Here is a 14,063-nt window from a genome sequence, read left to right on the forward strand (position 1 = left end):
CGCGTGAAGGCCCCCTTCCCTCGGCTGAGCCGNGAAGGCCCCCTTCCCTTCGCTGAGCCGAGGGAAGGGGGCCTTCACGCGCGTTCAGACGCGTTTGGTGGCGGCCTTCAGTGCGGCCTTGGCGGTGCCGGAAGCACCGATGGTGTCCAGCGCGAACAACGCCGCACCGACCACGGGGGCCACATCGACCACCTGGATCGAGGCCTGCGGCGCCACCTTCAGGCACCGCCGCTCGATCTCCGCGATCACCTGCGCGCCGACCCCGGTCAGCACTCCCCCGCCGAGGATGACTTCAGGTGCTTGTTCGGTGAGCTCCAGCCGCCGCAGGATGACCGAGACCAGCAGGGCGACCTCTTCGACGAACCGGTCGACCACGTCCTGCGCCACCTCGTCGCCGCCCGCCGCGACGGCGAACAGCAGCGGGCAGAGGGTGTGGATCGAATCGGAGTGCAGCTCCCCGAAGTGCAGGCGCTCCACCACTTCCAGCACCGAAGACGTCTTGAAGTGCGCGGTGACCGCGGCCTGCAAAGCCGTGCCGGGGCCCCGGCCGTCCTCGGCGCGGACGGCCCACCACAGCACCTCCTCACCGAGCCGGTAGCCGCCACCCCAGTCGCCGGAGATCTTGCCCAGCGCGGGAAACCGGTGCTCACGTCCGTCGGCGCTGACGCCGGCGCCGTTGATCCCGGCGCCGCACACCACCGCCACCCCTGTCCCGTCGGAACTCCCCGCGCGCAGCAGCGCGAGCGTGTCGTTGCCGACGATCAGCGTGTCGCTCCAGCCGCGCGCCGCCAGCGCGGCGTGCAGGATCGCTTCCTCCTGCGGGAAATCCAGCCCCGCGAGATAGGCGGACGTATGTGTCGCGAAAGGACGTTCGCCGGGAAGCCCTGCCCCGCGAAGGGCTTCCAGGACCAGCTTCTCCAGCGCCTGGACGCTGCCGTCGACCCCGATGTTCTGCGGGGACGCGCCCGGCCCTCGCGACTGTCCGAGCACCCGTCCGTCCCGGGAGACGATCAGGACGTCGGTCTTGCTGTTGCCGCCGTCGATCGCGACGACGACGTCCTGTGAGCCGGCCGTCATGCCCCCGCCCACGGCAGGAACTCACGGTTGGTCCGCACCAGCGTGTCGGCGAGCTGATCCGCCTTGGTGTACTGGCCGACCAGCGGATGCGCGAGCAGCGCGTCGGCCACCCGATCGCGGCCGCCCTTGATCGCCGCCTCCAGCGCGAGGTGCTCGTACGCGGTGACCCCGGCGATGAGCCCGGCGAACCGCTGCTCGACCGGCGGCTGCGGGATCGGACGCGGCCCGTTACCGTCCACAAGGGACGGCACCTCGATCACGGCGTCGTCCGGCAGGAAGTCGAAAGTGCCTTCGTTGCGGACGTTGACGACGTGTTCCTCCGCCGGGCCACCCGAGGTGAGTGCGTGCACGAGCTGCACCGCGGCCTCGGAATAGTAGGCACCGCCCCGCTTTTCCAGCTGCTCCGGTTTGGTCACCACCTCCGGGTCGAGGTAGACCTTCAGCAGTTCCTCCTCGACATCGCTGACGACGTCCGCGCGCGGCCGCTCGGTGCGCTGCTTCGTGACCTGCTCGTCGTGCCCGTAGTAGTACTTCAGGTAGTACGACGGCACGACGTTCATCCGCCGCATCCATTCGACCGGCGCGGTCACGTGCTCGCCGAGGAATTCCGCGTGTTCCGCGAGCAATTCGGGCAGCCGGTCCTCGCCGTTGACGAGCACCTTCCGTTCCCAGCTCAGGTGGTTCAGTCCGGTGTGGACGAGTTTGACGTCGTCGACGCCGGCACCGAGCAGATGCGCGAACGTGCGCTGGAGGTGGATCGCGACGTTGCACAGCCCGACGGCACGGTGGCCCTCGTTCAGCAGCGCCCGGGTGACGATGCCGACCGGGTTGGTGAAGTTGACGATCCAGGTGTCGTCCCCGGCGATCTTCCTTACCCTGTCGGCGATGTCGAGCACCACCGGAACGGTGCGCAGCGCCTTCGCGAGACCGCCCGCGCCCGTGGTCTCCTGTCCGACACAGCCACAGGCGTGCGGGAACGTCTCGTCCCCGCGCCGCGCGCGCTGCCCGCCGACCCGCAGCTGGATCAACACCGCCGAAGCCCCGTCGACGCCCTCTTCGAGACTCGACGTGGTGCGCACCCGGGCCGGGTGCCCGGCGTGGCTCAGCAAGCGGTTGCTGAAGTCCCCGACCGCCTCCACCCGGTACGCGTCCGGATCGATCAGCACGATCTCGTCGACGTCCAAAGTGGACCGCCGTCCGGCGATCCCGTCGATCAGCTCGGGCGTGTACGTGGACCCACCACCGACGACTGCCAGTTTCATCCCTTGACCCCTGTGAATGTGATGCCCTTGACGAAGGACTTCTGCGCGAACACGAACAACACGATCACCGGCAGCATGATCAGCGCGGTGGCCGCCATGGTGAGGTTCCATTCCACGTGGTGCATGCCGCGGAACGACGCGATCGCCAGCGAAAGCGGCCAGCTGTCCCGGGTCTCACCCGTGTAGAGCAGCGGACCGAAATAGTCGTTCCAGGTGAACAGGAAGCAGAACATCGCGGTGGCCGCGATCCCCGGCTTCGCCATCGGGATCAGCACCTTGACCATCGCCTTGAATTCGTTGCAGCCGTCGATCTTCGCCGCTTCGAGGTAGTCCTTCGGAATGGTGAGGAAGAACTGCCGCAGCAGGAAGATCGAGAACGCGTCGAAGAAGAAGTACGGTGCGATCAACGGGATCAGCGTCCCGGTGAACCCGAGCCGTACCCACAGGTCGTACAACGGCACGACGGTGACCTGCGGGGGCAGCATCATCGCGGCGACGGTCAGCATGAAGAACAGGTTCTGCCCGCGGAACTTCAGCTTCGAAAGCGCGTACGCCGCCGGGATCGCCGAGACGAGCGCCCCGACCGTGGCCAGTGTCGAATACAGCATGCTGTTGCCGAAGTACCGCAGCAACGGCGCCTTCTCGAACACCTCGATGAAGTTCTCGAAATGCCATTCCGTCGGCCAGAAGTTCGACGAAAGCGCCTGATCGCTGGACATCACCGCGGTGAGGAACACGAACAGGATGGGCAGCATGAAGATCACGCCCATCGCGATGCCCACGCTGTGCGTCGCGATCCAGTACAGCTTCTTGTCCCACTTGCGCCGCATCCGCACCTTCGGCGGTTCGGACGCCGGGGCGGCGTGCCGGGGTTCGGCGAGTGTCGTCATCCGCCCTCCTCCTGATGCTGGGACTTACGAAGCTGCCTGACCAGAATCCAGGTGAAACCGGCCGAAACGACGAACAGCAGGACCGCCATCGCCGCCGCGTAACCCATGTTGAAATACCGGAAACCCTGGACGTACAGCCAAACCGGATAGGTCAGCGTCGAGTTCTGTGGCGCGCCGATGAACTTGGTGTTACCCGCGACGTCGGCCGCGCCCGCCGCGGCCGATCCCGCGACGATCGCCTGCGTGAAGAACTGCAACGCGAAGATGATCGAGTTGACGACGCCGAACAGCAGTACCGGCGAGATCGACGGAAGCGTGACATGCCAGAACCGGCGGACCGGTCCGGCGCCGTCGAGTTCGGCGGCCTCGTACTGCTCCTGCGGCACATCGAGCAACGCCGCCAGAATGATGATCATCAGCTCGCCCGAACCCCACATCACCAGCAGGGTCAGCGCCGGCTTCGACATCGCCGGGTCGTTGAACCACAGCCCGCCGTCGATGCCGACGAAGTCCAGGAACGCGTTGACCGGGCCGTATTCCGGGTTGAACAGGAACACGAAGGCCAAGGTCGCCGCGGCGGGCGGGGCCAGCGAAGGCAGGTAGCACAGCGTCCGGACCAGTCCGACACCCGATTTCAGCCGGGAGATGACCGAGGCCACGCCGAGCGCGAACACCACCCGGCAGACGGTCAGGACGATCACCAGCCACAACGTGTTGTACGCGGCGGTGCCGACCAGCGGCTCGCTGGTGAACATCCGGACGTAGTTGTCGAAGCCGATGAACTCCGGCGCGTTGATCAGGTCGTACCGGGTGAACGAGTAGTACACCGTGGCGATCAGCGGGTAGCCGAAGAAGATCAGGAAACCGAGCATCGCCGGGGCGATGAAGTAGAAGACGGTGCGACGGCGGCGCGCCGCGTTCCCCTTCCGCGTCCGGGTGGACGCGGAAGGGGAGGCGACCGCCCTGGAATCCAGGGTCGAAGTCATGCGATCAGCCGCCGGCGCGCTTCTGGGCCAGCTCGTCGTTGATCTGAGCGTCGACCTGCTTCAGACCCGCGACCATGTCCGGGACGTTGCCCGCCTGCCACTTCTCGGCGAAGTCGTTGACCGCCTTGAGGTGCGCGTCGCCGATCGGGGTCGACGGGTTCGGCGTCAGCTTGCCGCCGTTGTACAGGTCGAGGAACGTCTTGAACTCCGGCGTGACCTCGAGCTTCGGGTCGGTCAGCGCGGCCTTGGTGCTCGGGACGTTCTTCAGGCCGTTCGACAGCTCGACCAGCGTCGACGTGTCGAGGGTGACCTGCTTGATCAGTTCCCAGGCCGCACCGGGGTTCTTGGCGCCCTTGGGGATCGCGATGATCGTGCCCGTGGTGAACGCGCCGCCGTAGCGGTCGGGCTTGCTGTCGAGCACCGGCGGGGCCGCCGTGCCGAACTTGAGCTGCGGCGCCTGGTCCTTGATGAACGCGGTGCGGTACTCGCCGTCGATCATCATCGCGAGCTTGCCGCGCTGGAAACCGTGGTCCGCCGAGTACTCCTCACCGAGACCGGCCTTGAACTGCTCGACCTTGGCGTGGCCGCCGTAGAAGTCCACCAGCTGCTTCTGGAAGTCGAACATCGCCTTCCACTCGGGGCTGTCGGCGAGATGCGACTGGCCGTCGGGGCCGAGGTAGGTGGCGCCGAAGTTCGGGGCCCAGTACTGCGCCATGTTGGCGTAGAACGGCATCGACGGCAGGAAGCCGGCGACCTTGATGGAGCCGTCCGTGTTGAACTCGGTCAGCTTCTTGGTGGCCTCGAACAGTTCCGAGGTCGTCTTCGGCGGCGAGGTGATGCCCTTCGCCGCGAACATGTCCTTGTTGTAGTAGAAGCCGTAGACGTCGGCGAGCAACGGCATGGCGCAGCGCTTGCCCTGGTATTCGGTGTAGCTGCGGACCGCGTCGGGGATCTGCGTCAGGTCGATCTTGTCGCGGTCGATATAAGGCTTGAGATCCTGGAAACTGCCCGTCGAGCACCACGCGCCGAGGTTGTCGGTGAAGAACGAGATCGCCACGTCCGGCGGATTGCCACCGCGGATGGACTGGGTGATCTTGTCGTCGTCCTGCTGGCCCTCGTGCTTGATCTCGATGTTCGGGAATTTCGCCTTGAGCTTGTTGAGCCCCGCGGTGACCACGTTGTATTCGCGGTCGGTGAACTTGCTGTAGACGGTCAGCGTGAGCTTCGCGTCCGCGGCGGGGGCGGCCGCCGCGTCGCCCGCCCCACCGTTCGGGCCGCTTGCGGCGCCCGAACAAGCGGACACCAGTGCGGCGACGGTGACCGCGCCGAGCACTATCGAGCCGCGCCAACGGCGGCCACTTCTCCGAACCTGGGTCGTGGAACTCATGACCCTCCTCCTAGTTGGTTGGGGCGGGAGACGGTGGTTCTGTTCGTGAATCCGGGATCGCCACGATCGGATTTGGCTCTCCCGCCCCGGACCGCCCGGGCCCGAGGAGCGAAGGGGTGTTGACGCCGAAGACGTCCCGTCGGACGGTGGCGAGCGCCGATTGGAGCGCGCCCGCGCGGACCGCGTTGCCCTGCACCGAAGCCACCCCGACGGGGGTGCGGGGCAGGACCAGTTCGTGCAGCCTTCGCGCGACCAGTGCGGCGAATTCGTCGCCACCGGCCCGGCTGGTGTCGCCGGAAAGCAGCACGAGTTCGGGGTCGACGACCGCGATCAGGCCTGCTGCTCCGCCCGCGACACGGCGGGCGAGGTCGTCGAGGAAGGCTTCGTTGTGGCTTTCCCGAGCCTTGGCGACGGCGTCCGCGCCGGTTTCGGCCACGATGCCGTGCGCGGCGGCCAGCTCGACGACGGCCGGAGAGGCGACGAGATCACCGAAACGATCTCCCGCGCGAGGCTTCTCCCTTGGCGTGGCAACGGAAACCGGATCGGGAACGCGCATCCAGTCGATCTCGCCACCACCGCCGGTCGCGCCGCGCAACAGCCTGCGGCCGACCACCACCGCGCCGCCGACGCCGTCGCTGAGCCAGATCATCACGAAGTCGTCGAGCCCGACGGCCTGGCCGACGGTCATCTCGACGATCGCGACGAGGTTGACGTCGTTCTCGATGGTGACCTCGACGCCGAGCTCGCGGCTGAGCCTGCGCGGCACGTCGAAACCGAGCCAGCCGGGGATGTGGGGCGCCGAGGAGAGCAAGCCGGTGCGGGGATCGAAGGCACCTTGGGCGCCGATGACGACGTGGCGGAGATCGGTGGCGGCGAGACCGGCGCTGTTCGCGACGTGGGTGAGCGCCGCGCCGAACGTGCCGACGACGTCCGCGCCCTCGTGGACCGGCAGCGGGACCTGGTACTCGGCGAGCACCGCGCCCGACACGTCGGCGACCACGAAGTCGGCCTGCCGCGGAGTCAGGTCCACGGCCGCGACGTAGGCGACACCACCGTTGACCTGCCAAAGCTGCGCCCTCGGGCCGCGGCCCCCGCCGCGGACGCCCGCCTTGGTGACGACGTCGTCCTGTTCGAGCCGAGTGAGCAACTGCGCCGTCGCGGGCTTCGACAGGCCGATGGCGACCTCGAGCTCGGAACGCGTCAGAGGACCGTCCCTGAGGAGGACCTCGATGGCCGCGCGATCGTTGATCTCGCGCAGCATTCGCGGACTGCCGGCTCGCACTTGGCTCGCTCCCGAGTTCGTTAGGAAACTTTACAGACGGTTTCCGGGGACTGTAGTGAGCCGAGCCACAGCCGTCAACGGCGCAGGGAAACGGGGAGGTAACGCTTGGCGTGTTCCGCACAGTGGGTACATGCACCGGCGCGGAGGGTGCTCGCGTGGCGGACTTGCCTGGGAGTGACGACAAAGGGCCGCTCAGGAGGTTCGAAGCCTCCCGAGCGGCCCTTCGGCGACGCGGTGGTGGATCAGAAGTTGGGCTGCACGTACAGGTCGTACACCCAGGGGAACGTGGGCGAGGGGTAGCACATCCACCCGTTCCAGTCCCCGGCGATCTGGCCGTGGTGGCCGGTGATTCCGCAGTCCTCCTGGCTGTACGAACCGAAGTACTCGTAGTCCGAGGCCTGCGCCGCTCCCGCGGTCACGGCGCCGATCGAGGCGAAGGCCGCGACAGCGGCTCCGGCGACGGCGAACCGCCGCAAGGTGTTCTTCATGTTTTCCCCAGTGTCCTAACTCGATGGTCCTGGAAACGGACAGCAGGAGAATAGCGGACACGTCACCGCCTTGAGGGCGAATCACCAACCTTCGCCAGGAGTTCTTGACTGGTCATTCTTGAATGACTATTCTCAAACCCATGGCCCGACCACGCCAGTTCGACGAGACGACAGCGATCGAAGCCGCGGCGGCGGTCTTCCGGCAGCGGGGATACAACGCGACTTCGGTCGATCACCTCGTCGAGGCGACGGGTGTCCACCGGGGAAGCCTGTACGGCGCGTTCGGCAGCAAGCACGGCTTGTTCGCCCGGGTGCTGGAACACGTCACCGCGGACCGCGACGAGCAGCTCGACATCCTGCTGGTCGCGCTGCTCGAACTGGCGCCCACCGACGAGCGGCTGCGCGCCCGGGCCCAGGCCGTCATCCAGGACCTCGGGACGACACCCGACCAGCTGGGACGACGGCTGCTGGCCCGCGCCCGTGTGCAGGACATCGACGACGAAGGAGAAAAGACATGAGCAACAACCGGGTCACCATCAGCGGCGACCGGCTCGTGGTCGAACCCGTGGGGATCGACAAGGTCTGGTCATTCACCCGACGGCTCGAATTCCCGCTCGCCCACGTACGCGGCGCGACACACGACCCGGGGATGCGCGACGAGCCGAAGGGCTGGCGCGGGCCGGGTCTCCGGATCCCCGGCAAACTCTCCGGCACCTTTCACGCCGACGGCGACCGGCAGTTCTGNCCGGGTCTCCGGATCCCCGGCAAACTCTCCGGCACCTTTCACGCCGACGGCGACCGGCAGTTCTGGAACGTCTCCGGGTTCGACCGCACGGTCGTCATCACCCTCGACGAGGCCGAGGACTTCAACCGGCTCGTGCTCACGGTCGACGATCCCGCCGAGACCGTCACCGCCGTCAACAACGCGATCGCGTGATCTACCCGCCTGAGTACGTGAAGGCCCCCTTCATGTACTCGGCAAGGTGTGAAGGTCGAGTTTTCTCGGCTGAGCCGAGGGAAGGGGGCCTTCACGCGCAGTCGTTGTGGCTGCTGGTGCGGGTGAGGCAAACGTGGCGACCCACCAGTGTGCAGGCGGTCGAGTGCGGAGGAAACGGCGTGTCCGCGAGGGACACACCACGCGACCAGATCTGCGGTTCATACCTATATAGGCAGTTCCGCATGGAGGCAGGGGCGATAGGGCTCGGTGTCCCCAATGTGGCATGGGGGACACCGAGCGTCTCCGATGCCACATTGGGCGCAGTCCGTGGGATCAACCGCAACCGGAATCCAAGGAACTGCCTACACACGCTGGCTCAACGACCCCACTCCCGGCACGAGAGCAAAGGTCCCTTGCTACCCCGCCAGCCTTCTAGACCCCGGCCCAAGCAGCCAGCATCACGCGCGCGATCGACGAGTTGCCCGGCAGCACCAGCTGCCGGGTGCCGCCGGCGATCGGCGTCGGCACGGCGCCCGCGTTCCGCAGCTGACTGTTCGCGAAAGCCGCCCGCACCTCCTCGCGCGAAACCCAGAACGCCTCTTCGATCTCGCCCTCCGCGGGCACGATCGTCGAAGAGATGTCGGCCCGCGCGGTGAAGCCGAGCATGATCGACCGCGGGAACGGCCACGGCTGACTGCCGAGATAGCGCACATCGCGCACCTCGACGCCGACCTCTTCGCGGATCTCCCGCTCGACACACCCTTCGAGCGACTCCCCAGCCTCGACGAAACCGGCGAGGATCGAGTACCGGTCCGGCGGCCAGATCGGCTGCCGCGCCAGCAGGACGTGCTCGCCGTTGACGCCGGCGTCGTCGTGCACGAGGCAGATCACCGCCGGGTCGGTGCGCGGGTACTCCTCGCGGCCGCAGCCGGTGCACTTGCTGGCCCAGCCCAGCTGGATCAGCTCGGTCGGGCTGCCGCAGCGCGTGCAGAACTTCGCCTGCAGCCGCCACGCCTGCAGCGCCTGCGCGGTGGTGAACAGCCCGGCCGACGTGTCGTCGAGCAGGTCGCCGTAGCCGCGCAGGTCGACCCAGATCTCGCCGTCGCGGCGCTGGACCTGTTCGACGACGCCCCAGCTGCCCGCCATTTCGACGGTCTCGGTCTCCCCGGCGGGGCGGCCGGGCATCGACCAGTAGTCGGCGCCCTGCCACTCCCCCAGGAAGACCGCGTCCGCGGGCGGCTCGGTGCCGAAGTCCTGCGACTTGCGGGTCGCGAGCGTGCCGGAACCCTCCACCACCGGGGTGCGCGCGTGCTCGTCGAGCAACACGATCCTGGCGTTCGGCCAGCGCTCGGCGAGCCTGTCCGGGTTGGTGCGCAAGGATTCCTGACGGTCCGCCGTGGAGCGCGAAAGCGTCGGGAGCGCCCCCAACCCGAACGGCGTCTCCATCAGGAGGGCTCCCCGACGGTCACGTCGCCCAGCGCCGTCAGCTTCGGCGCGAGGACATCGGCGTCGCCGACGACGACACCGGTGAACCGCTTGGGCGCGAAGAACTCCAGCGCCGCGTTCGCCACTTCTTCGGCGGTGACCGCGGCGAGGCGCTCCGGATGCCCGGCGAGCCATTCGACGCCCAGGCCGGTGGCGGCGAGCGCGGACAGCTGCGCGGCCAGGCCTCCTTGCGACGACGCCGCCGTGACCAGCGAACCGATCGCGTACTGCCGCACCGACTCGACCTCGTCGGCGGACGGCGGCACGAGACCGAGCCTGGCCAGCTCGTACCGCGTCTCCATGAGCGCGGCCGCGGTCGCGTCGGTCGCGGTGTCCGCGTCGACGTTCACCACGGCGGTCTGGTCGGTGAACTCGAATCCGGAGTGCGCGCTGTAGGTGTAACCCTTGTCCTCACGGATGTTCTCGACCAGCCGCGACGAGAAGTACCCGCCGTACACGAGGTTCGCCAGCTGCAGCGCCGGGTACCGCGGGTCCGTGCGCGACACGGTCTGCGCGGACAGCCTGATCTGCGACTGCACGGCACCGGCCCGCGGCACCAGCAGGACATTGCCGCCGGCGAGCTCGGGCAGCGCGGGCAGGCGGACGGCGGAGCGGTCCGAAGCCCAGCCGCCGAACGCCTTCTCCAGGTCGCCGATGACGGTCTCCGGGTCGATGTCCCCGACGATCACCAGCACGGACCCCCGCGGCAGCACCGAAGCCCGGTGCAGCGCGCGAACGCGATCGGGCGCGACGGCAGCCACATCGTCGGCCTGCGGGACCTCGCGCACCGCGGGGTGGTCACCGTAACGGTGCTTCTGCAGCGCCTCGCGGGCGATCGTCCTCGGCTGGGTGCGGGAGACGGCGATCCGCTCGATGAGCCGCTCGCGTTCCCGCTCGACCTCGGCGTCCGCGTACGAGGCGCCGGTGAGCGCGTCGGCGAGAACGTCGAGCATCGTCGGCAGGCCGTCGGCCAGCGAGGTACCGGTGATGACCAGGCGCTCCGGGTCGACGCCGGACGCGAGGTCACCGCCGATCAGCGCCAGATCCGCGTCGATCTCGATGCGGTCGCGGCGGGCGGTACCGGTCAGCAGGGTTTCGGCCAGCACCTCGGCGGTGGCCGGGTGCGACTTGTCGTCACCGGCGAACGGGATCCAGACGCGCAGCTCGACCAGCGGCACGGTGGGCTTGCGGACGGCGAGCACCCGCAACCCGTTGCTCAGCGTGGTGTCCACATGGGACAGATCGGCGACGGCGCGCTGTGTCCCCAGCGGCGGGACCGGCCGAGGCCCGGTGGCCGTGCGGCCGATCTCCTCGGCGGTGCGGTGCGGTGCGCTCACTGCTCGGTACCTTCCTGGTCTGAAGATCCACTGCCGGGGCGGATGACGAGGACGGCGCGCGAGTCCGGCCGCAGTGCCTTCGCCGCCGCCGAAACGGCTTCCGCGGTGACCGCCGACATCTTCTCGGCGAGCCGGTACACCAGCGACGCGTCGCCGTACAGCAGCTCGAACGAGCCGAGGGCCAGCGTGCGGGACACCAGCTTGTCGTGCTCGGAGTGCAGGCTCGCGGCCCAGCGCGCGGTGACCTTCTTCAGTTCGTGGTCCTCCGGCGGCGTGGCCGCCAGCTTCTCCAGCTCCTCGTCCAGCGCGGCGAGGACCTGATCGGTGCTCACCTCGTGCGGGTGGATCGCGGTGATGGTGAACGTGTCCGGGTCGCGGGCCTCGAAGGGCCCGAACAGCCCGGCACCCGCGCCGATGTCGACGACCAGCGGCTCGCGGTGCACCAGGCGCTGCTGCAGGCGGGAGCCGTCGCCGTCGGTCAGCACGCCGGCGAGCACGAGGTTCGCCAGGTAGCCGTCGAGGTCGTTGATCGGATCCGGCATGCGATAGCCGACGCCGACCGCGGGCAGCGGGGCGTGCGGGTCCACGTGCTCGCCGCGCAGCTCTCCCTCGGGGGCGGGCTCGGCGAACGACGGACGCTCCGGCGCGGGCCGGTGCGGCACGTCGCCGAAGTGCTTCTCGATCAGCTCGCGGGCCTCCTCGACGGTGAAGTCACCGGCGACGGTCAGCACCGCGTTGGCGGGCGAGTAGTAGGTGTCGAAGAAGGCCGCGCAGTCGTCGAGGGTGGCCTGTTCGAGATCCTCGAAACCGCCGTAACCGTTGTGCGCGTTGGGGAACGTGGAGTACAGCACCGGCGGGAGCAGGATCCACGGGAACCCGCCGTACGGCCGGTTCAGCACGTTGAGGCGGATCTCCTCCTTGACCACGTCGATCTGGTTGGCCAGGTTCTCCCGCGTCAGCTTCGGCGCCCGCATCCTGTCCGCTTCGAGGAACAGTGCGCGCTCGAGAGCCGCGGCGGGGAGGACCTCGAAGTAGTCCGTGTAGTCCGGATGGGTGGAGCCGTTGAAGCTGCCACCACTCGACTGGACGTACCGGAAGTGCGCGAGCTTCTCCAGGCTCTCGCTCCCCTGGAACATCAAATGCTCGAAGAGGTGCGCGAAACCGGTGCGCCCTTCGGGCTCGGAACGGAAGCCCACGTCGTAGTGGACGCTGACACCCACCACCGGAGCGGTCGCGTCGGGCGCGAGCACCACGCGCAGACCGTTGTCGAGGGTGAATCGGACAAGCTCGGGATCGGCCATGCGCACCACCCTACGGGCTACTCAGGCCTCCAGGCGACGACCCTGGCGGGTCGCGGCGAAGGTTCCCACTAGTGCGGCGGTGAAGTCGCTCACCCGCGCGATCGGGACTTCATCGCCGTCTTCCTTGCCGTACCAGTAGATCTTGGGCGGCCCCTTGAGCGCGGCGAATCCGGAGACCCACTGTTCTTGTTCGCCGAGAGCGAGCGCGTAGGGCAGCGCCCGGGAAAGCAGCACCTCGCGTTCGAGCTTCGGAACGGCCGTCGCCTCGGTCGCCAGCAGCGCGTCACGGACGCCGAGCAGCCGCCGGTGCAGCGCGACACCGGCGCCGGTGCGCACCGGCAGCCACCGGCCGGCGACGGCGAGTACCGCGCCCGCGGCGATGACGATCACCCCGAGCTGGGCGTAGCCGACGGTCAAGGCCAGCAGGACGGTGAGGAACAGACCGTAGAAGCAGATCCGCAGGCCGGCGCGGGTCAGCCTGCCGGGCAGCCGCGAGTACCAGCGGCGTTCGACGACGCTGTCGTCCAGCGTGTCCCGCACCGTTTCGATCCCGATCCGCGCCGACTGGATCTCCGACAGCAGCACGGACTCGCGTTCGCCGGGCAGCAGCGCGTCGAAGACGGCGCGTTCGTAGGCGGTCAGCTGGTCGTCCGGCGGGTTGCGGCGGACGAGCCGCCAGCCGGTCAGTTCACCGGGCTCCTCGCTCACCCAGAGGTAGTTCCGGACGGCGAGGTCGACGACCGTCGCGGCCAGGTCGACGGCGTCGGCGCGACCCGTGAGCACGGTCCCGACCTGTCCGGGCAGCACGCCGTCTGGCGAGGCGAACGCGGCCTGGTCGTCCTTCCCGGTGAGCAGCCGGACCGGGAGCGCGTCGCCAGGGTGCTCGTCCCGCCTCCTCAGCAGGGTCAACGCCACCGCGGCCGCGATCAGCGCGAGCGCGAAGCCGAACCAAGCCCAGCCGACCGGAGCGGTGAGCACGAACGCGCCGGCGAAGGTCTTCGACGGCTCCAGGCGCGCGTTCGCCGGGACGGTCCCGCCGGGCAGTTCGACCGAGATCTCCATCCGCTGCCCGGCCACGAGGTTCTGCTGGCTGAACCTGGTCAGCCCGGAATGCGCGATCTGGGCGGTGCCGCAGCGCGCGCGAGACCCCTCGGGCCCGGCGTGACAGGTGACCGCGTTCGGGACGGACGGCGCGGCGAAGCTCGCTCGCACGAGTTCGAGCCGGGAGTCCCAGCCGCCCGCGAGCCGCCAGCTCACCCGGGTCAGGCCGTCGGCTTCGGAGACCGCACCGTCCACTGTGTACCGGACGACCGAGGTTCCGCCCTTGAGCTTGACGGTGAACTCTTCGTCGGTCAGCTCGGCGTTGCCCGCGCCCTCGATGACGACGTCACGGATGCCGATGATCCGGTCACGGTCGTGCGGGGCCGCCGTGCGGAGCGGGATCCGGCGGGTCATCGTCGCCTCGCTCGGCACGGACACCGCCTCGACGACCGAAAGCGCTCCGTCACGCTCCACCTTGAGCGAGATCTCCGCGCTGTTCGGCAGCGAGGGCAGCTGCGGTTCGCCTTGTGCTCCCGCCGGTGCCGCGCCCAGCACGACCAGGAGCACCGCCAACCCCACGCATTTAGTCC

At 68.6% G+C, this 14,063-nt stretch carries 12 protein-coding genes; 1 reads left to right on the forward strand and 11 read right to left on the reverse strand.

Annotation, left to right across the window (positions count from 1 at the left end; all coding sequences use genetic code 11):
* Positions 1–84: 84 nt before the first annotated feature.
* The 7 genes from LCL61_RS39020 to LCL61_RS39050 form a co-directional block, all read right to left on the reverse strand.
* Positions 85–1,089 carry an N-acetylglucosamine kinase gene (locus LCL61_RS39020; protein WP_340684375.1) on the reverse strand — a complete coding sequence of 335 codons (1,005 nt, stop codon included), beginning with the start codon at positions 1,087–1,089 and terminating at the stop codon, positions 85–87.
* A complete protein-coding gene (locus tag LCL61_RS39025; RefSeq protein WP_340684376.1) occupies positions 1,074–2,339 on the reverse strand; it encodes a 6-phospho-beta-glucosidase in 1,266 nt (421 codons plus the stop codon). Before LCL61_RS39025 ends, LCL61_RS39020 begins: the two co-directional genes overlap by 16 nt.
* The gene (locus LCL61_RS39030; protein ID WP_340684378.1) at positions 2,336–3,229 is read right to left on the reverse strand and encodes a carbohydrate ABC transporter permease; all 894 of its coding nucleotides are present in this window, start codon (positions 3,227–3,229) and stop codon (positions 2,336–2,338) included. The genes LCL61_RS39025 and LCL61_RS39030 overlap by 4 nt, the downstream gene beginning before the upstream one ends.
* A complete protein-coding gene (locus LCL61_RS39035) occupies positions 3,226–4,215 on the reverse strand; it encodes a sugar ABC transporter permease (protein ID WP_340684379.1) in 990 nt (329 codons plus the stop codon). The genes LCL61_RS39030 and LCL61_RS39035 overlap by 4 nt, the downstream gene beginning before the upstream one ends.
* Before the next feature lie 4 nt (positions 4,216–4,219).
* Positions 4,220–5,602 (reverse strand): extracellular solute-binding protein, encoded by a 1,383-nt coding sequence (locus LCL61_RS39040; RefSeq protein WP_340684380.1) that lies wholly within the window; start codon positions 5,600–5,602, stop codon positions 4,220–4,222.
* A gap of 10 nt (positions 5,603–5,612) precedes the next feature.
* Entirely contained in the window at positions 5,613–6,863 is a 1,251-nt protein-coding gene (locus tag LCL61_RS39045; protein ID WP_340688789.1) for an ROK family transcriptional regulator, read from the reverse strand.
* Between the two features lie 263 nt (positions 6,864–7,126).
* Positions 7,127–7,372 (reverse strand): hypothetical protein, encoded by a 246-nt coding sequence (locus LCL61_RS39050; RefSeq protein WP_340684381.1) that lies wholly within the window; start codon positions 7,370–7,372, stop codon positions 7,127–7,129.
* Between the two features lie 140 nt (positions 7,373–7,512).
* Between LCL61_RS39050 and LCL61_RS39055 the strand changes: the two genes are divergently transcribed.
* Positions 7,513–7,890, forward strand: coding sequence for a helix-turn-helix domain-containing protein (locus tag LCL61_RS39055; RefSeq protein ID WP_340684382.1), 378 nt, complete (start codon positions 7,513–7,515; stop codon positions 7,888–7,890).
* Positions 7,891–8,741: 851 nt separating this feature from the next.
* Here LCL61_RS39055 and nudC read toward each other — a convergent pair.
* The 4 genes from nudC to LCL61_RS39080 are packed head-to-tail and all read right to left on the reverse strand — an operon-like array spanning position 8,742 to position 14,052.
* Entirely contained in the window at positions 8,742–9,755 is a 1,014-nt protein-coding gene (gene nudC / locus LCL61_RS39065; RefSeq protein WP_340684384.1) for an NAD(+) diphosphatase, read from the reverse strand.
* Entirely contained in the window at positions 9,755–11,131 is a 1,377-nt protein-coding gene (locus LCL61_RS39070) for a pitrilysin family protein (RefSeq protein WP_340684385.1), read from the reverse strand. The genes nudC and LCL61_RS39070 overlap by 1 nt, the downstream gene beginning before the upstream one ends.
* Complete coding sequence (locus LCL61_RS39075) at positions 11,128–12,432, reverse strand: pitrilysin family protein (protein ID WP_340684386.1); 1,305 nt, start codon at positions 12,430–12,432, stop codon at positions 11,128–11,130. The genes LCL61_RS39070 and LCL61_RS39075 overlap by 4 nt, the downstream gene beginning before the upstream one ends.
* 21 nt (positions 12,433–12,453) lie before the next feature.
* On the reverse strand, positions 12,454–14,052 hold the full coding sequence (locus tag LCL61_RS39080; protein ID WP_340684387.1) for a DUF2207 family protein: 1,599 nt from the start codon (positions 14,050–14,052) through the stop codon (positions 12,454–12,456).
* Between the last annotated feature and the right edge of the window lie 11 nt (positions 14,053–14,063).

The sequence above is a fragment of the Amycolatopsis coloradensis genome (genome assembly GCF_037997115.1).
Taxonomy (GTDB): Bacteria; Actinomycetota; Actinomycetes; order Mycobacteriales; family Pseudonocardiaceae; genus Amycolatopsis; species Amycolatopsis coloradensis_A.